We start from the raw sequence: 23,979 nt of genomic DNA on the forward strand, positions 1-23,979 counted from the left end.
CCGAGCGCTCAATCGAAGGCCGCCACGATGGCCCTTGCCTCGACTTGCGTACCGTTCCGGTCAACGACGACACGCCGGACCGCGCCGGGCATCCCGTGGAGTGCGGACAGGACCGCCTGCTTGGTCGCCCCTGGCACCGGCATCCCATCCACGGACAGGATCTCGTCCCCGACCTTGAGATCGGGTTCTCCGACCTCTGCGCTCCGCTGGGCCGGTGCGACAAGCCCGCCCACATAGGTCCGACTGCCCCGCCGAACCAGCGTGACCGGAATCTGATCGAGGTCGTGGGCATCGGCTGGCGCGACGCGCTTCAGGAAGACGGTTCGAGCGGGATAGTCGAGAGTGACCCGGAACTGCTTGAGCACGTTGCCGCCGATCCATCCGACCACGGGCTCGGTCGCCGCTTTCTGCCAGTTGTCCCAGAACAGGTTGCCCAGAAGCGTATCGCCGATGCGGCCGAGCAGCGGCGCCGTGCCGAGGATGCCGATGCGCTCCAACGTCACCGCTCCGAGAGTCAGGGCGGGGATGCGCGCCACCACACCCTTCTTCTCGAAGTCGAAATCCACCATGGCATTGTTGCTCTGCCCGACGGCGCCGGTGGCGCGGTGCCAATCCGGATGCGCAGCGAGCCAGCGCTCCAGCACCTCTCCCCGGACCCAGGTGTAGCCTGACCCCGCATCAAGCACGAAGGAATGGAGACCACCGCCGATCCCGGCCTTGATCACCGCGAAGCCCGTCTCCGGGTTGAGGGCGAAGGGAACGGCCTCACCCTCGGGCCGGATCGTCCCGGCCTCCGCCACGGCGAGCGTCCGGCGGCCGTAGTCGATCGTGACGATCCTCTCCCGGAACAGCGCGGCCGGCAGCACGAGTTCCACCGGGTGCGGCGCGAAGTAGTGTTGGAACTCGCTCTCGCCGTCGATCTTGCCATCGCCGTCGACCACGGTCGCGGGCGCCGCCGTCAGGACGGCGGTTCCGAGGCGGATCGTCAGTGGACGCCCGTCGCCGATGCCGAGGTCCCGGTAGAGCGGCTTCGCCAGCACCGGAGCCGGCATGCCCATGTTGAACCAGGCGAGCACTGCGCGGCTGCGGCCGTCCGGGGTTTCGACCTGCACGGTGAGCAGGATGCGCTGCGCGTCGAGGATGAAGGGGACGGCCCCCACGGACTCCGCGCGCGCCGCAGGCTTCTGCGGGGCTGCCAGCGCGGCCTCCCCACCGGCCAGCAGAAGGACACCCATCGTCGCGAGAAGGCTGTGATGAAGCCGGGACCGAGCCATGCTGCTCTCCGCACAACGCCCTGAGGGTTTGCGCCGACAGGAGCATCTTGCATGACCAAAGGTCAATTCATCCGCTGGGATCCGGGTTCTACGGGCGCCGCCGCACCACCGCCTCCTCCATCAGCGAGCGGATCGCGGCGCGCACCGGCTCGGGCGTGTCGTCGCGGCTGAACTTCGCCTCGATCGCCTCGCGGATCAGGGCGCCGTCGTCGCTGCGGGCGAGGTCCGTGGCGGTCTCGGCCCGCAGGAGGGAGACGAAGGCGCTCTCCACCGGCGCCGAGTCGGGCCGGGCCGGCGCCACCTGCCGGCCGGTGAGGTCGAACACCTCGGGGCGGTGCGGCAGGGGCTCGGGGCGCGGCACGAGATCGGCGCCGAGGCGCCACGCCGCCGGCTCGTGGGTGAGGAGATCGACCGAGCCCCGCGTGATGGTGCCGGGATTGAACCACAGCGTGTCGCCGTGGCGGACCGGCGCGTGGCGCTTGTGGACGTGGCCGTTCACCGCGAGGTCGCAGCCCGGGATGGCGTGGGGCGGCACCGCCCCCGGATAGCCCGCCCCGAAGGCGAGGTCGTGGTGGGTGAGCCAGAGCACGCGCTCCGCCTCCGGCATCAGTCCGCGCACGTCGGCGGGGATCGTCTGCCCGAAGGGCGTCATCCCGACCCCGAGACGCAGGCCCGCCACGGCGTAATGCGCGACCGGGCCGGCTTCGGGACCGACGTCGATCACGTCGCTCACCGCCAGCACCGCGAGGCTGTCCCCGTCCGAGAGCCGGGTGTGGCGGATGTCGTGGTTGCCGACATTGGCGAGCGGCCGGTGGCGAAAGCCCTTCAGGATGCGGATCAGGCGCGCCTTCAGGCTCTCGTCGGGCTCGACCGGATGCTCGAACAGGTCGCCGAGCAGCACGGGCGCGAGGTCGCCCGCATTGGCGAGACTGACGCAATGCTCGAGCTTGGCGAGGACCGGCGTGGGCCAGTCCGGATCCTTGCGCCGCCCGGGCCGCCGGGAGGCGATGTGCGGATCGCCGATGAGGAGGAGGCCCGCGCAGGCGACGGGCGGCGCTTCGAGGCGTTCGCGGTCGAGGATCATGCGGCCTCCGGGCGGAGCGGCGGATGCCGGTGGATGTCGAGCAGGGTCTCGGGCGCGGCGGGGCCGCCGCAGGCCGGGCAGCGACCGCCCGTCGCGGCGAGCAGGGCCGCCATCTCGGCCTCGATCGCGGCGAGGCCGGCCTCCGCCTCCCGCGCGCGGTCCCGTGCGGTGGCGAGCCGTCCGGCGAGGTCCCGCAGCCCGGCGGAGGTGCGGAGAGCGGGAGCGTTCTGCGCCAGGGCGGGCGTGTCCGCGGGCAGCGCCGCCAGCATGTCCGCCCGGCTCCGGGCGCGGTCGAGGTCGGCGGAGAGCCGCGCGAGCCGGGCCGCGTGCCGTTCCGCCGCCGCGCTGCTGCGGGGCGCCGGGGCCGCGCCCGGCAGATCCGCCAGGGCGGCCGCCTGCGCGGTGGCGCGGGCGAGCCCGCTCGCGGCGGCGAGCAGGCGCTGGCCGACGCCCTCGCGGTGGCGCGCCTCCGCGAGCCGGCGGCCGAGATCGGCGAGGGCCTCCGGGCCCGGCAGGGCGCCGAGGGTGGTGCTCCGCGCGGCGGCCGCGTCCCGCGCATGGGCGAGCCGGGCGAGGGCCGCCACCCGTCCCTCGACGGCGCGAAGCCGCGCCTCGTCCGCGGCGAGGCGGCCGGCCTCCCCGCGCAACGCCGCCACGGCCTCACCCAGCGCGTCGAGATCCGCGAAGGGCGCCAGCAATTCCTGCAGGGCCGTGAGGCGCCGCTCGCCCTCGCGGATGGTGCGCTGGTCCTCGGTCACGCGCTCGCGCTGGAGGGCCTGCATGTCGCGGATGTAGCCGGCCTCCCGGCCGATCGAGAGCACGGCGGAGCGCTTGGGGGCCTTCTCGCCGAGGAGGAAGACCGGGAACTTCTGGTGCGCGACGTGCACCTCCAGCTCCTCGACCCGGGTGATGCCGAAGAGCCGGTCGACCCAATCGGGCACGTCGCGCCCGCCGGTCTCCAGATGGGTCCCGTTCTCGACCACGAGGGAGCCGTCCGGCTCGTGTAGGGACCAGAGATTGACCGGCGTGCGCTTGGGCTGGCGCACGAAGCGCAGGGTCCGCCCCTCCGCGACGCCGATCTCGATCCGCGCCGCGGGCTTGCCCGCCCGCACCAGCCCGTCGCGGGCCTCGCCGTAGAACACCGCGCGCAGGGCCCGGATCACCGTCGACTTGCCGCGGTTGTTCGGCCCCACCAGGGCGTTGACGCCGGGGCCGAGCGGCAGGGTGGCGTCGGCGAAGCCCTGCACGTCGGTGAGGCGGATGAAGCGGAAGCCGGGGGCCTCCGGCGCCCAGGCAGCGGCGCATTCCTCCGCCGGCCCGTCGATGAGGACGCCGCTGCCCGGATGGCCGCCGATGCGGCTCACCCGCGTGGCCGGGCCGAAGCCCGAGACGTCGTGATGCGAGATGGCGAGGCATTGCAGGCCGAGCCGCGCCGCCCCGTCCTCCAGCACCCGGTAGAAGGCGGGCACCCGGTCGGGGGCGATCCAGCAATCGGCCTCGTCGAGGGCGATGAAGCGCCCGACGCCCGCCTTCACCACCGCGATCAGGCGCAGCGCCGTGCCGACCACGTTGGTCATGGCGCCCCCATTGTCCTCCAGCACGTCCTCGCGGCCCCCGTCCGGGCGCAGGAGGCCGATATCGAGGGCCGGCAGGCCACGCTCGGTGGTGAGTTCCAGGGAGACCGGCTTCTCCCCCGGCAGCACCTCCTGCACCAGGGCGGAGAGCAGCGTCTCGAAGCTCGCGAGGCTGCGCTGGTGGGTCTCCTGCTGCAACTCGCGCAGGCAGGTCTCGACCGCGTCGCGCAGGGCGAGCCGGCCCTTGGCGGCGGCGACCGCCGCGACGCGCGCGTCGCGCTCCTCGACCAGGGCGGTGCGGCGGGCCTCGGCGCGGGCGAGCATGCGGCCGAGCCCCTCGACGGCGCGGGCCGCCTCGTCGGGGGCCATCAGCGGGTCTCGGTCAGGGTGTCGAGCCGGTCCTGCACGGCGCGCAGGGCCTGCGCGAAGGCCTCGACCCGGCGGGCATTCTCGGCCCGGGTCTCCTCGATCATCGCCCGGATCGCCGCCTCGTCGTCGGTGCCGAGTTCCTCGCGGGCCTGGGCGCGGGCGGCCTCCAGCTCGGCGGTCAGGCGCTCCACGTCGCTCTCGGCCCGGATCCGGTCGGCGCGCAGGCGCTCATAGGCCGGCCGCAGCGTCTCCAGGCGCTTCAGCGCCTCCGTCTCCTGGCTCGTGCGGCTGCGCTCCATGCTGCTCCCCGTCATTCCCGTCCCTGAAGTGGCATGGCGCGGCCCCGGGCGCCAGAGGTTCCGCTCCCCGCGAACGTTCCGTGATTGTTCGCGCGAGCCCATTGACCTCTGTCACAAATCAGATCAGTGTTCCGCATATGTTCCACACACCGGGTGCCGATGCCAGCGCGGCACGGGCCCGCACCGGAGCCGGGAGTCCTGACGATGACGGCGACCTGCCTCGACGACGCGGTGCTGTTCGAGAACCGGGATTGGGTCCTGTCCGCGGAGGGGCTGGAGCATCGCGGCACCGGCTACTTCATCGCCCGCGACATGGTGGCCACCAAGCGGCCGGACGGCTATTGGGATTGGCCGCTCCACCTCTCCGAGAAGATGTGGTGCGGGGTGCGCAGCTTCCGCGAGGCCTTCCTGGCCGCGCTCGACGCCTACGGCATCGTCCCGGATTCGAAGCTCACCCTGTCCTTCGCGCTGGGCTTCGGCACGCGCCTGCCCGGCCCGGAGACGGACGGCTTCGTGCCCCTGGCCGACCTCGTGCGGCTCACCCCGCCCGCCCCCCGCAAGGCCGCGGCGATGCGGGTCCCGCGGGCCCTCGCGGTCGGGGCGTGAGGCCCGGCCGCCTGCGGCGGGCGACGCGATCCTGAAGCCGGGCGGCCTCGGGGGCCGGCGTCCGCGGCCCTCGCGGATCCGGCGGTCTCCTGCGACACTCGTGAGGCTGGTCATGCCCGGCGGCGGTCCCGCTCCTCCGGCCGAGGCGTCGTCCGCACGCAAGGACATCCTCAACGAGCGCGTGAGGCTTCTCGCCAACAATCTCGACCGGGCCTCGACCTCCTGCTTCACGGTCGGGGTGGCGACGCCGGTGGCCGGCTGGCTCTACAACGTCAGCGGGCTTCAGGGCTCCCTGAGCCTGTGGGTGCTCGGTCTCGGCATCGCCGGTTGGCTCTCGGCCGCGGTCGTCCTACATTACCTGGCGAGGCGCCTTCTTGGAGGGCTTCTGCCATGACCGCCTACGCCGTGCTCGCCTTCGTTCTCACGCCGATCCTCGTCGTGACGCTCGGTTATGGGGCCGTGCGTCTGCAGGAGCGGGAGCTGAGCCGGGCGCGGCGGGCCCTGGCGGTGGAGGCGGCTCCCGTCCGCCCGCGACGGGCCTCGTAGGAAGCGCCTGATCGGGGACGTCCGACACCAGGGGTGCCGATATCGGACTGCGCGGGTGGTGAGCGCCGCCGGCCCCCTATTCCGCCGCCTTCTGCTCCCGGCTCGCCAGGAAGGCCGCGTGCTCCTCCACGAGGGCGCCCGACAGCGCCCGCGCGATCAGCGCCCGGGTCTCGGCGACGCCGTAGAGCGCCACGAAGGAGCCGAAGCGCGGGCCCCGCGCCTCGCCGAGCAGGGTGCCGTAGAGCGTGGTGAACCACGTCTGCGCCACGCCCGGGCGCCCGTCCGGGCTCTTGGCCTTGCCGGAGAGGTCCGGATAGTGCCGCCGGCCGACCTCGTAGACCGCCGCCTGCAACGCCTCCGGATCGGTCGAGCCGGCATGCGAAGCGAGCGTCTCCGAGAGGTCGGCCAGGGCTGCGGCGGCCTCCGCGTCCGGGGCGCGGTACTGCTTGGCCGGCCGCACGAAGTCCCGGTAGTAGCGCACCGCGTGATGCACCAGCCGGTCGAGGCGCGGATGGGTCTCGGGCGAGACCTCCGGCGCGTAGCGGCGGATGAAGCCCCACAGCACCGCCGGATCCTCGGTATTCGCCACGGCGACGAGGTTCAGCAGCATCGCGAAGGAGGGCGCGCTGCCCCCCGCCGCCCGCTCCGGCGCCGGCGGCTCGCCCGTGTGGAGGTGCCAGACCGGGTTGCCGAGCTGCAGCTTCGGCTCCTGGCCCGGGAACTTCTCCAGGAACGACAGGTAATCGTCCACGTGGCGCGGGATGACGTCGAAGTGCAGCCGCTTGGCCTCGCGCGGCTTGTTGTACATGAACAGCGCGAGGCTCTCGGGGGTGCCGTAGGCCAGCCACTCGTCGATGGTGAGGCCGTTGCCCTTCGACTTCGAGATCTTCTGGCCCTTCTCGTCGAGGAAGAGCTCGTAGTTGAAGCCCTCGGGCGGCTCGGCCCCGAGCACGCGGGCGATCTGGCCCGAGAGCTTCACCGAATCGATCAGGTCCTTGCCGGCCATCTCGTAATCGACGCCGAGCGCCACCCAGCGCATGGCCCAGTCGGGCTTCCATTGCAGCTTGGCGTGCCCGCCGGTCACCGGGGTCTCGTAGCGCTCGCCCGTGGCGGGGTCGCGCCAGACGATGCTGCCGGCGGCGACCTTCACCTCGTCGATCGGCACCTGCATGACGTGACCGGTGACCGGGTGCAGCGGCAGGAACGGCGAGTAGGAGGCCGAGCGCTCGGCGCGCAGCGAGGGCAGCATCACCGCCATCACGGCGTCGTAGCGCTCCAGCACCCGCAGCAGTACCGCGTCGAACCGGCCCGACCGGTAGTAGTCGGTGGCGGAGGCGAAGGTGTAGTCGAAGCCGAAGGAATCGAGGAAGCGGCGCAGCTCCGCGTTGTTGTGCGCGCCGAAGCTGTCATGGGTGCCGAACGGGTCCGGCACCGCGGTGAGCGGCTTGTTCAGGTTCTCGGCGAGCAGCGCCCGGTTCGGCACGTTGTCCGGTACCTTGCGCAGGCCGTCCATGTCGTCCGAGAAGGCGATCAGCCGGGTCGGCACCGAATCCCGGGTCAGCACCCGGAAGGCGTGGCGCACCATCGAGGTGCGGGCGACCTCCCCGAAGGTGCCGATATGCGGCAGCCCCGAGGGCCCGTAGCCGGTCTCGAACAGCACCTCGGCCTTCGGCGACCGCTCCAGCCGTGCGACGAGTTTGCGCGCCTCCTCGAAGGGCCAGGCCGCGGAGGTCGCGGCGGCGTCGAGAAGGGCGGAGTCGATGCGGAGCGAGGCGGACATGATCTCTCGAAGACCCGGATGCGGGCGCGCGGGGGGGAGTCAGCCGCGCACCCTATGGAGTGCGCCCCCCGGGGTCAACGAAGGGGCGTCAGACGAGCAGGACAAGCGCCGAAGCGATTGTCCTGCGGGCCGCCCATGGGGCGGTGCCGTCAACCGGGCGCGAAGAGCGCCCCGCGGAGCGGGTTTTCGAGAGGGCGCACGTCCTCTCGAACCCAGAGCGGAGCGAAAGCCAGGGTCGCGGAGGCGACCGGCGGCGTCTGAGGCCAGGCAGACGATCAGGCGAGCAGGGGTTCCGGCGTCCGGGACGCTTGAAGCTCGGCCAGGATCTCGTAGGAGCGCACCCGGGCGCCGTGGTCGTAGACCGCCGCCGCCACCATGAGCTCGTCCGCCTGCGTGCGGGCGACGAAGGCCTCCAGTTCCCGGCGCACGGTGTCCTTCGCGCCGACGAACGAGCAGGCGAGCATGCGCGAGGCCTGCACCTTCTCCGCCGGTGACCAGTAGAGGTCGATGTCGTCGATCGGCGGCGGGAGCTGGCCGCGCGTGCCGCGCACGAGGTTGGTGAAGGATTGCTGGGGCGAGGTGAAGAGGCGGCGTGCCTCCGCATCGGTCTCCGCCGCGATCACGTTGACGCCGACCATGGCGTAGGGCCGGTCGAGCTGGGCGGAGGGCTCGAAGCGCGAGCGGTAGACCTCGAGGGCCTGCATCAGCGCCTCGGGCGCGAAGTGGGAGGCGAAGGCGAAGGGCAGGCCCAGCATGGCGGCGAGCTGCGCCCCGAACAGGCTGGAGCCGAGGATCCAGAGCGGCACCTGCGTGCCGGCTCCGGGCACCGCCTGGATGACCTGCCCCGGCTGCACCGGCCCGAGCAGCGCCTGGAGTTCGAGCACGTCCTGCGGGAAGGTGTCGGAGGCGGACGGGTCGCGCCGCAGGGCGCGCAGGGTGCGCTGATCGGTGCCGGGGGCGCGGCCGAGGCCGAGATCGATGCGGCCCGGATGCAGCGAGGCCAGGGTGCCGAACTGCTCGGCGATGACGAGCGGCGAGTGGTTCGGCAGCATGATGCCCCCCGCCCCCACCCGGATGGTGCGCGTGCCTCCCGCCACGTGGGCGATCGCCACCGCGGTGGCGGCGCTGGCGATGCCGGTCATGTTGTGATGCTCGGCGAGCCAGTAGCGGGTGTAGCCGAGGGCCTCCGCGTGGCGGGCGAGGTCGAGGCTGTTGGCGAGCGCCGCGCCGGGCGTGGAGCCCTGCGGGATCGGCGCGAGGTCGAGGATGGAGAAGGGCGGCATCCCGGGCTCCCGTGGTTCGCGTCTGACCCCCGCGACAAGATTTGGCGCGGGGCGGCGCGTTGCAAGCGCGGTACGGGCGGGCGTGGCATGCGCGGCCCGCGCGGCCGGGTGCCGGAAGGCCCTGCCTCCATACCGTATCTTCGAAACCGGCCCTTGCGGCTCCCGCCCGTTTGGCCGAGGCTCCGCCGGTCCGGGTGCGGACCGGGCGGCCGAACGGGAGGATGCGGCATGGCGGGGCTGTTCGATCTCGGCGGGCGCGTCGCCGTGGTGACGGGCGGGAACGGCGGCATCGGGCTCGGCATGGCGCAGGCCCTGGCCGAGGCGGGCGCCGCGGTCGCCATCTGGGGCCGCGATGCGGACAAGAATCAGGCCGCGGCCGGGCGGCTCGCCGCCGCGGGCGCCGCGGTCGAGGCCTTCTCCTGCGACGTGGCGGATCCTCGGGCCGTGCAGGCGGCCTTCGCGGCGACCCTGGCGCGGTTCGGGCGGGTCGACGGCGTCTTCGCCAATGCGGGCGTCGGTGGCGGGGGGCGGCACTCCTTCCTGGAGCGCGACGCGGCCGAGTGGCGGCGGCTCCTCGCGATCAACCTCGACGGCGTCGTGACCGTGTTCCAGTGCGCGGCCCGGCACATGGCCGAACGCGCGGCGGCGGGCGACGCCTTCGGGCGGCTGGTGGCGACGTCGAGCGTCGCCTCGCTCCTCGGCGCGGCCCGCAACGAGCATTACGGGGCGAGCAAGGGCGCGCTCAACGCGCTGGTGCGGGCGCTCGCCGTGGAACTCGCCCGCTACGGCATCACCGCCAACGCGATCCTGCCGGGCTGGATCGAGAGCGAGATGACGGCGGGGCTGATGAGCAACGAGAAGTTCGTCGCCAACACCCTGCCCCGCATCCCCCTGCGCCGCTATGGACGGCCCGCCGATTTCGGCGGCATCGCCGTCTTCCTGATGAGCGAGGCCTCCGCCTACATGACCGGACAGGTCACCGTCATCGACGGAGGCTACACCATCGCCTGAGGGAGATCCCGATGAGCCGGTTCGCCGACAAGGCCGTGATCGTCACCGGGGCGGGCAGTGGCATCGGCCGCGCCGCCGCCCGCCTCTTCGCCCGCGAGGGCGCCGCGGTCGCGGCGGTCGACCGCAACGCGGAGACCCTGGAGGCGACCGTCGCCGCCATCCTCGCGGAGGGCGGCCGGGCGGAGGCCCACGCGGCCGATTCCGGGGACGAGGAGGATGTGGTCGCCTTCATCGCCGCGGCGGAGCGGAGCTTCGGGCGGCTCGACGCGATCTTCGCCAATGCGGGCATCGGCGGCGGCACCAAGCCCCTGCTCGAGCAGAGCGTCGCCCTCTGGGAGGAGGTGCTGCGGGTCAACCTCATCGGCGCCTTCCTCGCCGTGAAGCACGGGGCGCCCGCGCTCCAGCGCCACGGCGGCGGCGCGATCGTCTGCACGGCCTCGGTGGCGGGGATGCGGGCGAACGCGGCGGGCGCGCCCTACAGCGCCAGCAAGGCCGGGGTGATCAGTCTCGTCCAGACGGCGGCCGACGCGCTCGCCGGCACGGGGGTGCGGGTGAACGCGGTCTGCCCGGGCCTGATCGAGACCGGCATGACCGCCGGCCTCTTCGCAGCCGCCCGGGCCCGCGGCAGCGAGGGGCGGATCGGCCAACTCAACCCGCTGCGGCGCGCCGGCCAGCCCGACGAGGTCGCGGCCGCCGCGGTCTTCCTCGCGAGTGAGGCGGCCTCCTACATCAACGGGCAGGCCCTTGCGGTGGACGGGGGCCTGTCCAGCAGCCATCCGTTCGTGCCGGGGCGGTGCTGAGCGCCGCGCGGCCTGGCCCGTTGCCCTTGCCTCGCCCTTGCCCTGCCGGCCATCCAGCCAAGATCCTCTGGGTTTCGCGCCTCGGAGTTCCGCGATGTCCCGGATGTCCCGCACCCTCGCCCCGGCCCTGCTCGCCGGCCTCGCCCTGGCCCTCGCCGGCCCCGCCGGGGCGGGCGACGCCGCGGCCGGGCGCAAGAAGGCCGTGGCCTGCCAAGCCTGCCACGGCCTCGACGGCGTCTCGAAGCTGCCCGACGCGCCGAACCTCGCCGGACAGGTCGAGCCCTACCTCGTGAAGGCGCTCGGCGAGTTCCGCAGCGGAGCCCGCAAGAACGAGGTGATGTCGGTGGCCGCCAAGGACCTCACGGACGCCGACATCGCGGATCTCGCCGCATATTACAGCGCGATCCAGGTCGAGGTGGTGCCCCCGTCCTGATGGCGCGCTGCAACATTCCCGGCGGCCAACCCGCGGGGCGGGTAGCCGGCCGGGGGGCGGATGCGGTAGGACTGGAGCGGCGCGTGCCGGGAGGTCCATCGCAGGATGCCGTTGTTTCCGAGCCGCTCCCGGTCGCCGGTTGCATCGCGGCACGCCGCCGGGGCCGCGGCACCCTGATGACGCGGCCCGGACCCGCCTCCGGCGGCGCCCTCCGGCGGGTGCTGATCTACTCCCATGACACGTTCGGCCTCGGGCATCTGCGCCGGGCGCGCGCCATCGCGCACGCCCTCGTGGCGGAGGCGCCGGAGCGGCGGGTGCTGATCCTGTCCGGCTCGCCGGTGAGCCACGCCTTCCGCTTCGCGCCGGGGGTGGCCTGCCGCCGCCTGCCCGGCGTGGTGAAGCTGGAGAGCGGCGCCTATCGCAGCCTCGGGGCGGCCCATGCCCTCGACGCCGTGGTGGCGACCCGGGCGGCGCTGATCCGCCATGTCGTCCGCCGCTTCGATCCGGACCTCTTCCTCGTCGACAAGGAGCCGACCGGCTTCCACGGCGAGGTGCTGCCGGTGCTCGGCCCCCTCAAGGCCCGGGGCTGCCGCCTCGTGCTCGGGCTGCGGGACGTGCTGGACGATCCGGCACTGCTCGCTCCCGAATGGGAGCGCAAGGGCGCCCTTGGCGTGCTGCCCCTCTATGATTCCATCTGGATCTACGGGCTGCCGGAGATCTACGCCCCGCTCTCGGGCCTCTCCCTGCCGGCCGGGGTGGACGAGCGCCTGACCTATACCGGCTATCTGCGCCGGGAGGCGCCGGAGGCCGGGCCCGCCGAGGCGGAGGAGGAGCCCTTCCTCCTCGTCACGCCGGGCGGCGGGGGCGACGGGGTCGAGCTGGTGGAGGCGGTGGTGCGCGCCTACGAGGCGCGGGCCGTGCCGCACCGGGCCCTCGTCGTGTTCGGGCCGTTCTTCCCGCCGCGGGCGCGCGACGCCCTCCAGGCGCGGATCGACGCGCATCCGCGTCTCTCGGCCCTCGATTTCGACGCCCGGCTGGAGCGGCTGATGCGCCGCGCCGCGGGAGTCGTCGCCATGGGCGGCTACAATACCTTCTGCGAGATCCTGTCCTTCGACCGGCCGGCGCTGATCCTGCCGCGGGTGCGGCCGCGCCGCGAGCAGCTGATCCGCGCCGAGGCCGCCGCCCGGCTCGGCCTCGTCGAGACCCTGGCGCCCGACCGGGCGGATCCGGAGCGGATGGCGGCGGCGCTCGCCGCCCTGCCCGGCCGGCCCCGCCCCTCCGCGCGGCCGATCCCCGGCCTCCTCGGCGGCCTGCCCGCGATCCGCGGGCTCGCCCAGGCGGCCTGCGACGCCGCCTGCATGGCGGCGGAGTAGCGACGCCTCCCATGCCCGTCCGCATCGCCGTCCTGGTCAAGGGCTATCCGCGCCTGTCCGAGACCTTCATCGCCCAGGAGCTGCTCGGCCTGGAGGCGCGGGGGATCCCCCTCGCCATCTGGTCCCTGCGCCGGCCCCATGACGGGGCCGTGCACCCGATGCACCGGCAGATCCGCGCGCCCGTCGCCTACCTGCCGGAATATCTCCACGAGGCGCCCTGGCGGGTGCTGCGCGGCGCCGCCGCCGCCCTCCGCCGCCCCGGCCTGGGCGCCCTCCTCGCCCTGGTCTGGCGCGACCTGCGGCGCGACCCGACGCCGAACCGCCTGCGCCGGCTCGGGCAGGCGCTGGTGCTCGCCCGCGAGCTGCCGGCGCAGATCACCCATCTCCACGTCCACTACCTGCACACGCCCGCCTCGGTCGGCCGCTACGCCGCCCTGCTGACGGGCCGCTCGTGGAGCGTCTCGGCCCACGCCAAGGACATCTGGACCACGCCGGATTGGGAACTCGCCGAGAAGCTCGACGACGCGCGTCTGACCTTCGCGGTGACCTGCACGGCGGCGGGGGCGGAGCGGCTGCGGAGCCTCGCGGCCCGGCCGGAGCGGGTCTCCCTCGTCTATCACGGCCTCGACCTGCGGCGCTTCCCGGAGCCGCCCGAGGCGCGGCCTTCCCGCGACGGCAGCGACCCGGCCGATCCGCTCCGCATCGTCACGGTGGGGCGGGCGGTGGCCAAGAAGGGCTTCGACGACCTCCTCGACGCGTTGGCGGCCCTGCCGCCGGACCTGCACTGGCGCCTCGCCCATCTGGGCGGCGGCGAGGCGCTGGCGGCGTTGAAGGCCAAGGCGGCCGCCCTCGGCCTGGACACGCGGGTGGCCTTCCTCGGGGCGCGGCCCCAGCCCGAGGTGGTGGCGCTCCTGCGCGAGGCCGACCTCTTCGCCCTGCCGGCCAAGCGCGCTCCCTCCGGCGACCGGGACGGCCTGCCGAACGTGATCATGGAGGCGGCCTCCCAGCGGCTCGCCATCGTGGCCACGGATTTCGCCGGGATCCCGGAATTCCTGCGCGACGGGATCGAGGGGCGCCTCGTGCCGCCCGGCGACTGGACCTCCCTGTCGAACGCGATCAACCTGCTCGCCCGGGACCCGGCCGAGCGGGCGCGGCTCGGCGCGGCGGCCCTGGCGCGGCTGCGGACGGAGTTCGGCGCGCAGGCGGGGTTCGAGCGGATCGCGGGGCTGCTCGCCGGGGACGGAATGTCATGAGCGGCGATCCCGCTCTCCCGGGATCGGGCCGACCGGCTCCGGAGGACACTCCCGCTCCTCAATTGAAGGCTGTCCCAACTCTTCGGTTGTGTTCAGCCTCGGGAGACGGTGCCGCGTGGCGCCTCCATCCGCCACTCCGGCGCGGGAACCCCTCTCCCGGTCGGGAGAGGGGTTCCCGCGCCGGATCGGACCTCGCGAGTCGGATCCATCTCGACGGTGGGCAGGGCCGGCGTGGCCGTCACCCGTCAGGGTCGGGAGGCGCCATGCCCGCGCAGAGCGGCCGGTCGGACGGCCGCATCGCCTTCTACGCCCCCCTGAAGCCGCCCGGGCATCCGGTCCCGTCGGGCGAGCGCACCATGGCGCGGCTCCTCCTCCGGGCCCTCGCGGCGGCCGGGTTCGCGCCCGCGACGGCGAGCGAGCTGCGCAGCTACGACGCCGCGGGCGACCGTCACCCGTCCCTGCGGGCGGCGGCCGCGGACGAGGCGGCCCGGCTCGTGGCGGCGTGGCGCCCGGCGCCGCCGCGGCTCTGGTTCACCTACCACGTCTACTACAAGGCCCCCGACTGGATCGGCCCGGCCGTCGCCGCCGCCCTCGGCATTCCCTACGTGGTGGCGGAAGGCTCCCGGGCGCCCAAGCGTGCGAACGGTCCGCACGCCCTCGGCCATGCGGGGGCCGAGGCCGCCCTCGACGCCGCCGACCTCGTGCTGGTGATGAGCCGCCGCGACCGTCCGGTTCTCGAAGCCGCCCGCCCGCCCGGCCAGATCCTCGCCGACCTGCCGCCCTTCCTCGATCCGTGCGACTGGCCGCTGCCGCCGGTCGCGCGGGCCGCCGGTCCCTTGCGGCTCCTCACCGTCGCGATGATGCGGGCGGGGGACAAGCTCGCCTCCTACCGCCTCCTCGCCGACACGCTCGTGCGCTGCGGCGACCTCGCCTGGACCCTCGACGTGGTCGGCGACGGGCCGGCGGCGGCGGAGGTCGCGGCCCTGCTCGCGCCCTTCGGCGACCGGGTGCGCCGCCACGGCGGCCTCGCGCCCGACGCCCTCTCGCCTCTCTACGCGGCGAGCGACCTCCTGGTCTGGCCGGCGGTCAACGAGGCCTACGGCATGGTGCTGCTGGAGGCCCAGGCCCATGGCTGCCCGGTGGTGGCGGGGGGCTATGGCGGCGTGCCGGGCGTCGTGCGCGACGGGATCACCGGCCTCGTGACGGCGCCGGGCGACGCGGCGGCGCTGGCGGGGGCGATCCGCCGGCTCGCGGCCGAGGCCGGGCTGCGGACCGCGATGGGCCGGGCGGCGCTCGCCTTCGCCCGCGAGGAGCGCGGCCTCTCCGCCGCCGCCGCGCGCCTGCGGGCGCTCCTCGGACCGCTGACGGAGCGGGTCGCATGAGCCGCATCCTCATCGCCGTCACGCATCTCCTCGGGGCCGGGCACCTGACCCGGGCCGCCGCCCTCGCCCGCGCCTTCGCGGGAGCCGGGCACGCGGTGACGCTGGTCTCCGGCGGCATGCCGGCCGTCCTGCCCCGCCTCGCCGGGATCCGGCTGGTGCAACTGCCGCCCGTGCGCATCGCCGGCACCGCCTTCACGGCGCTGCTCGAGCCGGACGGCAGGCCGGTTCGGGACGCCACCCTCGCGGCGCGGCGGACCGCCCTGATCGCGGCCCTCGACGCGGCGCGGCCGGACGCGGTGATCACCGAACTCTATCCCTTCGGCCGCCGGGTGCTCGCCGGGGAGTTCGACGCGCTCATCGCGGCGCTCCCGGCGCTGGCGCCCCGCCCGCTCCTCCTCGCCTCGGTCCGCGACGTGCTCGCCCGGCCGAGCCGCCCGGACCGGATCGCCCGGACCCATGCGCGGCTCGCCGATTACGACGCGGTGCTGGTCCATTCCGATCCGGAGGTGCTGCCGCTCGACGCCTCCTGGCCCGTCGATGCGGCGATCCGCCCGCTGCTGCGCTACACCGGCTACGTCGACGAGGCGGCGGATGCGGCCCCGCTCGCGCCTTCGGCCCGTTCCGGCATCGTCGTCTCGGGCGGATCGAGCGCGGCCGGGCTGCCGTTGCAGCGGGCGTCACTCGGCGCCGCGCGGCTGCTGCCGGACCTGTCCTGGCGGGTGCTGGTCGGCCGGGCGGTGCCGGAGGACGCCTTCGCCGCCTTGCGGGACGCGGCGCCGGGGAACGTCGCGGTGGAGCGGGCGCGGCCCGATTTCCGGGCGCTGCTCGCCGGGGCGGCGCTCTCGGTGAGCCAAGCCGGCTACAACACCGTGCTCGACCTCCTGCGCAGCGGCTGCCCGGCCCTGCTCGTGCCCTTCGAGGCCGGGAACGAGACCGAGCAGCGGCTGCGGGCCGAAACCCTGGCGGCTCGCGGGATCGCGCGGGTGCTGCCGGAGGCGGAGCTGACGGCGGAGGCCCTGGCGGCAGCCGTGGCGGCGTCTCCCCCTCCCGGCGACCCTGCGGTTCGCAGCCCTCTCCCTGCAAGCGGCGAGAGGAGAAGCCCGCGCTTCGCCCTCGACGGAGCTTCCCGCTCCGTGGCGATCGTGGAGACCCTGCTGGCCGGGCGGGCGGCCGCGCCCGCCATCCGGGCGACTCTCGACTGGTCCCCCCTCGACGGCGCGCTGGCGCGCCTCGCCGGCCGGGGCCGCGGCGTCACCCTGTGGTGGCGCGACGACGATGCCTGCGCCCACACCCCCGCCCTCGACCGGCTGCTCGGGCTGGCCCGGCAGACCGGCGTGCCGGTGGCGCTCGCGGCGATCCCGGCCCTGATCGAGCCCTCGCTCCCCGCGCGGCTCGCGGAGGAGCCCGCCGTCGACGGACTCGTGCACGGGCTCGCGCATGCCAACCACGCGCCCGCGGGCAAGAAGGCCGAGTTCGGGGAGCACCGGCCGCTCGGCGTGCGCGAGGCGCAGGCGCGCCAAGCCCTCGTGCTGGCCCGGGAGCGCCTCGGCCCCGCGGTGCTGCCCGTCTTCGTCCCGCCCTGGAACCGGATCGCGCCGGATCTCCCGCCGATCCTGCCGGCCATCGGCTACCGGGGCCTCTCCACCTTCGGCCCGCGCGGGCACGGCCTGCCCGGCCTGATCGCGGTCAACACCCATGTCGATCCGGTGGCGTGGCACGAAGCCGGCCGCGGCCTCGCCGATCCCGCCGTCCTGCTGCCGCGGGCGGCGGAGACGCTCGCGCAAGCCGCGGAAAGCGGCGAGCCGGTCGGTCTGCTCACGCATCACTTGGTACAGGATGCGGCAACCTGGGCGTTCTGCGCGGCGTTGCTGGAGCGGCTGGTCCGGCATCCGGCCGTCAACGTCGCGCGGGCGGCGAGTTTGTTTGCGCCGAGGGCATCGCCCGTGTCACAAACCGACGTTAGGGTCGCCGGGACGTTGCGGGACCCGCCCTCGGCCGAGGACGACCCGAAGGGACGAAAAGCACCGGAATGACGGCACCTCTCCTGTCGATCCGCGATCTCACGGTCGACTTCTCGGCCGATACCGGGGCCTTCCGGGCGGTCGACGGGCTGTCCCTCGACGTGCCGGCCGGCCGCACCGTCGCCCTGGTCGGAGAATCCGGCTCCGGCAAGTCGGTGACCGCGCAGGCGATCCTGCGCATCCTGCCGAAGGCCGCCCGCATCACCGGCGGCGAGATCCGCTTCCGCGATTCGGCCGCGCGCGAGACGGTGGACATCGCCCGGCTCGGGGCCGATTCGGAGGCGATGCGGGCCCTGCGCGGCGGGCGCATCGCGATGATCTTCCAGGAGCCGATGACCTCGCTCTCGCCGCTCCACACGGTGGGCGATCAGGTCACCGAGGCGCTGCGCCTCCACGCGGAGGTGGCGGGCGATGAGGCCAAGCGGCGCGCCATCGAGGTCTTCGAGCGCGTCGGCTTCCCGGATCCGAAGCGGGCCCTCGTCACCTATCCGTTCGAACTCTCGGGAGGCCTGCGCCAGCGCGCCATGATCGCGATGGCGCTGATCACCAAGCCCGCCCTGCTCATCGCCGACGAACCGACCACGGCGCTCGACGTCACCACCCAGGCCCAGATCCTCGACCTGCTGCGGGAACTCCAGGCCGAGACCGGCATGGCGATGCTGCTCATCACCCACGATCTCGGGGTGGTCGCCAACATGGCGGACGAGGTGGTGGTGCTCTATCGCGGCCGCGTCATGGAGGCGGGCGGGCGCGAGGACATCTTCCGCCGGCCCGGCCACCCCTATCTCCAGGCGCTGATGCGGGCGGTGCCGCGCTTCCACATGGCGGAGGGCGAGCGGCTGACCCCGATCCGCGAGGTCAAGAGCGCGGTCCTCGCCCGCAAGGCCGGCGAGCCGCACCGGCCCGATCCGCCGGGGCCGCTCCTCTCGATCGCCGACATCCGCAAGTCCTTCACTCTGCGGGCGGGCTGGTTCAGCGGCTCGGTCCGGCGCATCGACGCGGTGCGCGGCGTCAGCCTCGACCTGTGGCCGAACCGCACGCTCGGCCTCGTGGGCGAATCGGGCTGCGGCAAGACCACTCTGTCGAAGGTGGTGATGCGGGCGCTGCGGCCCGATACCGGGACCGTGCGCTTCGACGACGGCTCGGGGCGCGGCCCGCGCGACGTCTTCGCCCTCAAGGACCGGGAGCTGAAGGATTTCCGCCGGGCGGTGCAGTTCGTCTTCCAGGACCCGTTCTCCTCGCTCAACCCGCGGATGACGGTCTACGAGATCCTGACCGAGCCGCTGCGCATCCACGGGGTCGGCACCGCGGACGAGCGCTACGAGCGGGCGAAGGAGCTGCTCGACATGGTCGGGCTCGATCCGCGCTCCCTGCGCCGCTACCCGCACGCCTTCTCGGGCGGCCAGCGCCAGCGCCTCGGCATCGCCCGGGCGCTCGCGCTCAAGCCCCGGGTGCTGCTCTGCGACGAGCCGGTTTCGGCCCTCGACGTCTCGGTGCAGGCGCAGGTGCTCAACCTGCTCAAGGACCTGCAGGCGAGCCTCGGCATCGCCTACATGTTCGTGTCCCACAACCTCGCGGTGGTGGATTACATCGCCGACACCATCGCGGTGATGTGCCGGGGCTTCATCGTGGAGGAGGCCCCCAAGGCGGCCCTGTTCCGCAACCCCGTCCACCCCTACACGCGGGCGCTGCTGGCCGCCGTGCCGGAGCCCGACCTCGACCACCCCCTCGATCTCAAGCTCCTGATGAGCGACCGCTTCTCCGATCCGGCCTCGTGGCCCGACCCCTTCCGGCTCATCGGTCCCGAGACCGGCCTCATGCAGGAAGTCTCGCCGGGCCACTGCGTGCGCGTCGCCGGGCCGGCCCTGCGGCGGGCCGCCTGATGCCCCCCGCCGCCTCCCTCCGCCCGCACCCGCTGCTGGAGCGCCTGCGGCGCCGGTGGCTCGGGCCCCTGTTCGACCGGCTCGGCTACGACCTCGTCCCGGCGGTGCCGGACTGGACGCACCGGCCCCTCTCCCGGCGCGAGACCGAGGCGCTGATCGCCGCCGCCGCCGCGCGGCTCGACGCGGACCTCGCGGCCTGCGGCCTGTCCCTGCCGGGCGGGACGGGCCCGGCCGTCGCGGCCTTCTGGGACCTGATCGGCGGCGCGCCGGTGGCCCAGCGCCGGGGCGGCAACGGCTTCAACGGCGCGCTCCAGCTCTACGTCCTGATGCGGGCGCTGCAACCGCGGGTGGTGATCGAATCCGGGGTCTTCCGCGGCCTGACCACCTGGATCACCCGGCAGGCCTGCCCGGAGGCCGAGATCCTCTGCTTCGATCCCGACCTCTCGGGCCTGCGCTATCGCGACGCCCGGGCGCGCTACCACGCCCGCGACTGGTGGAGCTGCGATCTGCACGGCCTCGACCTGTCGCAGGGCGTCGCCTTCTTCGACGACCACATCAGCCAGGCGCGGCGGGTGCTGGAGGCGCGCGAGCGCGGCCTCACCCGGCTGATCTTCGACGACGACGCGGCGGCCCACCGCCTGCACGCCCATGGCGGTCCCGCCTTCCCGACCATCGCCATGCTGATGGATCCGGCGGGGGGCACGGAGCCGGTGCGCTGGCGGCGCAACGGGCGGGAATTCGTCTACCGGCCGGACGGCGAGGAGGCGCGGACCGCCCGGGCCGCCATCGCCACGGCCCATGCCTTCGACGACCTGCACGCCGCCACCGGCTACTCGCCGGCGCGGATCACCTACGTGGCGCTGGCGCCGCCCGCTTCGGGAGACCCGACATGAGGCCGTGGGGTGGGATCGACGGAGTGCGTGGCGTGGGCGGCCGGCCGGGAAGCCCCCCCGCGCGGCGCCGCTGGGGGGCGCTGCTGCTCCTCGCCCTCCTGCCCGCCCTCGCTCGGGCGGCCGAGCCGAGCACCGCGGAGCGCCTTCCCTCCGAACCCCTCGTGGTCGATCTCGCCGCGGAGAACCGCCAGATCGGCACGCCGGGCGGGGACATCGTCACCCTGGTCGCCAAGCCCCGGGACATCCGCTACATCTCGGCCTATTCCTACACCCGCCTCGTCGGCTACGATGCCAAGCTGACGCTCCGGCCCGACCTGCTCGCGGGCTTCGAGAGCGAGGACGACAAGATCTTCACCTTCACCCTGCGGGCCGGGCACCGCTGGTCGGACGGGCAGCCCTTCACGGCGGAGGATTTCCGCTACTGGTGGGAGGACGTGGCCCTCAACAAGGAGCTGAGCCCCTCCGGCCCGCCCGAATTCATGATGGTCGACGGGCAGTTGCCCCGCTTCGAGGTGCTCGATCCCCTCCGGGTCCGCTTCACCTGGGACAAGCCGAACCCGCGTTTCCTGCCGGAACTCGCCTCCCCGCGCGATCCCTTCATCTACCGGCCGGCCCATTACCTGAAGCAGTTCCACGCCAAGTACGCGCCGAAGAAGGAGCTGGACGCCGCAGTCAAGCAGCAGAAGGTCAAGAGCTGGGCGACCCTGCACAACCGGCTCGACGCGATGTTCGAGCAGACCAACCCGGATCTGCCGACGCTCCAGCCCTGGCGCGTGACCAACACCGCGCCCGCGGCCCGGTTCGTGTTCGTGCGCAACCCCTACTACCACCGGGTCGACGCGCAAGGGCAGCAGCTCCCCTATATCGACCGCGTGCTGATGGACGTGGCGGCGGGCGGCCTCTTCGCCGCCAAGGCCAATGCGGGCGAGGCGGACCTGCTGTTCCGCGGCCTCACCATGGAGGACATCCCGATCCTGCGGGAGGGCGAGCGGGCCAAGCACTACCGCACCCATCTCTGGCCGAGCGCCCGCGGCTCCGAGATCGCGCTTTATCCCAACCTCACCGCGGCCGATCCGGTCTGGCGCAAGCTCAACCGCGACGTCCGCTTCCGTCGCGCCCTCTCGCTCGCCATCGACCGGCGCACCCTCAACAACGCGCTCCTGTTCGGGCTCGGCACCGAGGGCAACGACACCGTCGTGGAGGGCAGCCCCCTCTACAAGCCGGAATACCGCACCCTCTATGCCGGCTACGATCCGGACGAAGCGTCCCGCCTCCTCGACGCGATGGGCCTGACGCAGCGCAACGGCGCCGGCATCCGGCTGATGCCGGACGGGCGCGAGCTGGAGATCGTGGTCGAGACCGACGGCGAGAGCACGATGCTCACCGACGGTCTGACGCTGATCGCGGAATTCTGGCGGGAGGTCGGGGTCAAGCTCTTCGTGAAGCCGCAGGACCGCACGGTGCTGCGCAACCGCGCCTATGCGGGGCTGACCACCATGGTGGCGGCCCAGGGTCTCGACCTCGCCATTCCCACCGCGGAGATGCCGCCGGACGAACTCGCCCCTGTCCATCAGGACACCTACGCCTGGCCGAAATGGGGGCAGTACGCGGAGACCAAGGGCAAGGAGGGCGAGCCCGTCGACATCCCCGAGGCCAAGGCCCTGGTCGATCTCAACGCGCAGTGGATGGCGACGGGCGACGCCGCCGTGCAGGCCCGGATCTGGGCCGAGATGCTCAAGAACCGCGCCGAGAACCAGTGGGTGATCGGCACCGTCGCGGGGGCGCTGCAGCCCGTCGTCGCCAAGACCCGCCTCGTCAACCTGCCCGACAAGGCCACCTACAGCTGGAAGCCGACCGCGATGATCGGGGTCTACCGCATGGACGAGTTCTTCTGGGGGCCGGACCGCAAGGAGGCCGCCCGGTGATCCGCTACCTCCTGCGGCGCACCCTGACCATGGCGGTGACGCTGCTCGTGATTTCGGCCCTGGTCTTCTTCATCATCAAGCTGCCGCCGGGTGACTTCCTGACGAACCAGATCGCCGAGCTGCGCTCGCAGGGCGAGGCCGCCTCGGTCGCCAAGGCGCAGTTCCTGATGCAGCAATACGGTCTCGACCGGCCGGTCTGGGAGCAGTACCTGCGCTGGATCGGCATCTGGCCGAACCCCGAGGGCGCCTTCAACGGGCTGCTTCAGGGCAATTGGGGCTGGTCCTTCGAGTACGACCGGCCGGTGCGCGAGGTGGTGGGCGACGCCCTCTGGCTCACCCTGGTCGTCAACCTCGCGGTGGTGATCTTCGTCCACGTGGTCTCGATCCCGATCGCCATCTACTCGGCCACGCGGCAATACTCGCTCGGCGACTACATCGCGACCTTCATCGGCTATATCGGGCTCGCAACCCCCTCCTTCCTGCTCGCCCTGATCATGCTGTTCTACGCCAACCGCTGGCTCGGGATCTCGATCGGCGGGCTCTACGACAGCGCCTATGCGGGCCAGCCCTGGAACTGGGAGAAGGTGCAGTCGCTGCTCGCCCATCTCGTGGTGCCGACGCTGGTGATCGGCCTGGGCGGCACGGCCGCCATGATCCGGCGCATGCGGGCGAACCTTCTCGACGAGCTCGGCAAGCAATACGTCGTCACCGCCAAGGCCAAGGGCCTGCCGCCGACCCGGGCGCTGCTCAAGTACCCGTTCCGGATGTCGCTCAACCCCTTCATCGCCGATATCGGCAACCTTCTCCCGCATCTCGTCTCGGGCTCGGTGCTGGTCTCGCTGGTGCTGAGCCTGCCGACGGTGGGGCCGATCCTGCTCGCCGCGCTCAAGAGCCAGGACCAGTTCCTGGCGGGCTTCATCCTGATGTTCGTGGCGATCCTCACCGTGATCGGGATGCTGATCTCGGATCTCCTGCTCGCGTGGCTCGACCCCCGCATCCGCCTCGGAGGCTCGGGCCGATGAACCTGGAGGTCCGCCCGCGCCACTTCGTCGATCCGGCCCCGTTCGATCCCGGCCGCACCGAGCCCCTCGGCGCCGAGAGCGAAGTCTTCGACCGCGCCTCCTCCTGGCGCCTCACGTGGTGGAAGTTCCGCAAGCACAAGGTGGCGGTGGCTGCCGGGATCGTGCTGCTCCTGTTCTACGGGCTCATCCCGTTCGTGGAGCTGCTCGCCCCCTACAATCCGGCCCAGCGCCACGGCGACTTCCTCTACGCCCCGCCGCAGGCGGTGCGCCTGTTCCACGAGGGCCGCTTCGTCGGGCCCCATACGAACCCCTACACGTTCACCTTCAACCTCGAGAACTTCCACCGCGAATACACGGTGGACCGCACCAAGGTGCAGCCCCTGCGCTTCCTGTGCCGGGGCGAGGCCTACGAGTTCTGGGGTCTGTGGAAGACCGACTGGCACCTCGTCTGCCCGCCAGAGGGCGGCACGCTGTTCCTCGCGGGCACCGACCGGCTCGGGCGGGACCTGTTCTCGCGCATCGTCTCGGGCGCGCGCATCTCGCTCACCGTCGGCATCGTCGGCATCGCGGTGTCCTTCGCCCTCGGCCTCTTCTTCGGCGGGCTCGCCGGCTATCTCGGGGGCTGGGTCGACAACGTCGTGCAACGGCTGATCGAGATCCTGCGCTCGCTGCCGGAACTGCCGCTCTGGCTCGCGCTCTCGGCGGCGCTGCCGCCGAACTGGAGCCCGGTCCTGGTCTTCTTCGGCATCACGCTGATCCTCGGGATGCTCGACTGGCCGGGGCTCGCCCGCGCCGTGCGCTCGAAGCTGCTGGCACTGCGCGAGGAGGATTACGTGCGCGCCGCCGAGCTGATGGGCGCCTCGAAGGCGCGGATCATCGGCCGGCACCTGATCCCGAACTTCATGAGCCACCTGATCGCCTCGGCGACCCTGTCGATCCCCTCGATGATCCTCGGCGAGACCGCCCTCTCCTTCCTGGGACTGGGCCTGCGCCCCCCCGTGACGAGCTGGGGCGTGCTCCTGAACGAGGCCCAGAACCTCGCCGCGGTGCAGCTTCATCCCTGGCTGCTGCTGCCGATCCTGCCGGTGGTGATCGTGGTCCTGGCCTTCAACTTCCTGGGCGACGGCCTGCGGGACGCGGCGGATCCCTATCACTGATACGGTTTCCG

At 73.3% G+C, this 23,979-nt stretch carries 21 protein-coding genes; 15 read left to right on the plus strand and 6 right to left on the minus strand.

Annotation, left to right across the window (positions count from 1 at the left end):
• Positions 1-8 precede the first annotated feature (8 nt).
• From ACE101_RS27525 to ACE101_RS27540, 4 genes are all read right to left on the minus strand, one after another.
• Positions 9-1,274 carry a PDZ domain-containing protein gene (locus ACE101_RS27525; protein ID WP_379136611.1) on the minus strand — a complete coding sequence of 422 codons (1,266 nt, stop codon included), beginning with the start codon at positions 1,272-1,274 and terminating at the stop codon, positions 9-11.
• A gap of 88 nt (positions 1,275-1,362) precedes the next feature.
• Positions 1,363-2,358: a hypothetical protein gene (locus ACE101_RS27530; protein WP_379136613.1), complete on the minus strand. Its 996-nt coding sequence runs from the start codon at positions 2,356-2,358 to the stop codon at positions 1,363-1,365.
• A complete protein-coding gene (locus tag ACE101_RS27535) occupies positions 2,355-4,301 on the minus strand; it encodes an AAA family ATPase (protein ID WP_379136614.1) in 1,947 nt (648 codons plus the stop codon). Before ACE101_RS27535 ends, ACE101_RS27530 begins: the two co-directional genes overlap by 4 nt.
• Positions 4,301-4,600 (minus strand): hypothetical protein, encoded by a 300-nt coding sequence (locus ACE101_RS27540; protein ID WP_379136616.1) that lies wholly within the window; start codon positions 4,598-4,600, stop codon positions 4,301-4,303. The genes ACE101_RS27535 and ACE101_RS27540 overlap by 1 nt, the downstream gene beginning before the upstream one ends.
• A 204-nt stretch (positions 4,601-4,804) precedes the next feature.
• Here ACE101_RS27540 and ACE101_RS27545 point away from each other — a divergent pair, with 204 nt between their 5' ends.
• The 3 genes from ACE101_RS27545 (at position 4,805) to ACE101_RS27555 (ending at position 5,752) form a co-directional block, all read left to right on the plus strand.
• Entirely contained in the window at positions 4,805-5,206 is a 402-nt protein-coding gene (locus tag ACE101_RS27545; RefSeq protein ID WP_379136618.1) for a hypothetical protein, read from the plus strand.
• A gap of 112 nt (positions 5,207-5,318) precedes the next feature.
• Positions 5,319-5,600, plus strand: a complete 282-nt coding sequence (locus ACE101_RS27550; RefSeq protein ID WP_379136620.1) for a hypothetical protein — start codon at positions 5,319-5,321, stop codon at positions 5,598-5,600.
• Positions 5,597-5,752 (plus strand): hypothetical protein, encoded by a 156-nt coding sequence (locus ACE101_RS27555; protein ID WP_379136622.1) that lies wholly within the window; start codon positions 5,597-5,599, stop codon positions 5,750-5,752. Before ACE101_RS27550 ends, ACE101_RS27555 begins: the two co-directional genes overlap by 4 nt.
• A 76-nt stretch (positions 5,753-5,828) precedes the next feature.
• Here ACE101_RS27555 and ACE101_RS27560 read toward each other — a convergent pair whose 3' ends face one another.
• Complete coding sequence (locus ACE101_RS27560; RefSeq protein WP_379136624.1) at positions 5,829-7,532, minus strand: lysine--tRNA ligase; 1,704 nt, start codon at positions 7,530-7,532, stop codon at positions 5,829-5,831.
• Positions 7,533-7,807: 275 nt separating this feature from the next.
• Entirely contained in the window at positions 7,808-8,815 is a 1,008-nt protein-coding gene (locus ACE101_RS27565) for an LLM class flavin-dependent oxidoreductase (protein WP_379136626.1), read from the minus strand.
• A 228-nt stretch (positions 8,816-9,043) separates the two neighbouring features.
• Here ACE101_RS27565 and ACE101_RS27570 point away from each other — a divergent pair, with 228 nt between their 5' ends.
• The 12 genes from ACE101_RS27570 (at position 9,044) to ACE101_RS27625 (ending at position 23,968) form a co-directional block, all read left to right on the plus strand.
• Complete coding sequence (locus ACE101_RS27570; RefSeq protein ID WP_379136629.1) at positions 9,044-9,826, plus strand: SDR family NAD(P)-dependent oxidoreductase; 783 nt, start codon at positions 9,044-9,046, stop codon at positions 9,824-9,826.
• A gap of 11 nt (positions 9,827-9,837) precedes the next feature.
• Complete coding sequence (locus tag ACE101_RS27575) at positions 9,838-10,626, plus strand: SDR family NAD(P)-dependent oxidoreductase (RefSeq protein WP_379136631.1); 789 nt, start codon at positions 9,838-9,840, stop codon at positions 10,624-10,626.
• Positions 10,627-10,729: 103 nt separating this feature from the next.
• Positions 10,730-11,059: a c-type cytochrome gene (locus tag ACE101_RS27580; RefSeq protein WP_379138984.1), complete on the plus strand. Its 330-nt coding sequence runs from the start codon at positions 10,730-10,732 to the stop codon at positions 11,057-11,059.
• A 176-nt stretch (positions 11,060-11,235) separates the two neighbouring features.
• Entirely contained in the window at positions 11,236-12,432 is a 1,197-nt protein-coding gene (locus ACE101_RS27585; protein WP_379136634.1) for a glycosyltransferase family protein, read from the plus strand.
• An 11-nt stretch (positions 12,433-12,443) separates the two neighbouring features.
• Entirely contained in the window at positions 12,444-13,685 is a 1,242-nt protein-coding gene (locus ACE101_RS27590) for a glycosyltransferase family 4 protein (protein WP_379136637.1), read from the plus strand.
• A 263-nt stretch (positions 13,686-13,948) separates the two neighbouring features.
• Complete coding sequence (locus ACE101_RS27595) at positions 13,949-15,067, plus strand: glycosyltransferase family 4 protein (protein ID WP_379136640.1); 1,119 nt, start codon at positions 13,949-13,951, stop codon at positions 15,065-15,067.
• The gene (locus ACE101_RS27600) at positions 15,064-17,100 is read left to right on the plus strand and encodes a glycosyltransferase (protein ID WP_379136641.1); all 2,037 of its coding nucleotides are present in this window, start codon (positions 15,064-15,066) and stop codon (positions 17,098-17,100) included. Before ACE101_RS27595 ends, ACE101_RS27600 begins: the two co-directional genes overlap by 4 nt.
• Positions 17,097-18,971 carry an ABC transporter ATP-binding protein gene (locus tag ACE101_RS27605; protein ID WP_379136643.1) on the plus strand — a complete coding sequence of 625 codons (1,875 nt, stop codon included), beginning with the start codon at positions 17,097-17,099 and terminating at the stop codon, positions 18,969-18,971. Before ACE101_RS27600 ends, ACE101_RS27605 begins: the two co-directional genes overlap by 4 nt.
• On the plus strand, positions 18,971-19,864 hold the full coding sequence (locus ACE101_RS27610; RefSeq protein ID WP_379136646.1) for a hypothetical protein: 894 nt from the start codon (positions 18,971-18,973) through the stop codon (positions 19,862-19,864). Before ACE101_RS27605 ends, ACE101_RS27610 begins: the two co-directional genes overlap by 1 nt.
• Positions 19,861-21,789 carry an ABC transporter substrate-binding protein gene (locus ACE101_RS27615; RefSeq protein WP_379136647.1) on the plus strand — a complete coding sequence of 643 codons (1,929 nt, stop codon included), beginning with the start codon at positions 19,861-19,863 and terminating at the stop codon, positions 21,787-21,789. The genes ACE101_RS27610 and ACE101_RS27615 overlap by 4 nt, the downstream gene beginning before the upstream one ends.
• Positions 21,786-22,811 (plus strand): ABC transporter permease, encoded by a 1,026-nt coding sequence (locus ACE101_RS27620; RefSeq protein WP_379136649.1) that lies wholly within the window; start codon positions 21,786-21,788, stop codon positions 22,809-22,811. The genes ACE101_RS27615 and ACE101_RS27620 overlap by 4 nt, the downstream gene beginning before the upstream one ends.
• Positions 22,808-23,968, plus strand: a complete 1,161-nt coding sequence (locus ACE101_RS27625; RefSeq protein WP_379136651.1) for an ABC transporter permease — start codon at positions 22,808-22,810, stop codon at positions 23,966-23,968. Before ACE101_RS27620 ends, ACE101_RS27625 begins: the two co-directional genes overlap by 4 nt.
• Positions 23,969-23,979 lie beyond the last annotated feature (11 nt).

The organism is Methylobacterium carpenticola (assembly GCF_042748905.1).
Taxonomy (GTDB): Bacteria; Pseudomonadota; Alphaproteobacteria; order Rhizobiales; family Beijerinckiaceae; genus Methylobacterium; species Methylobacterium carpenticola.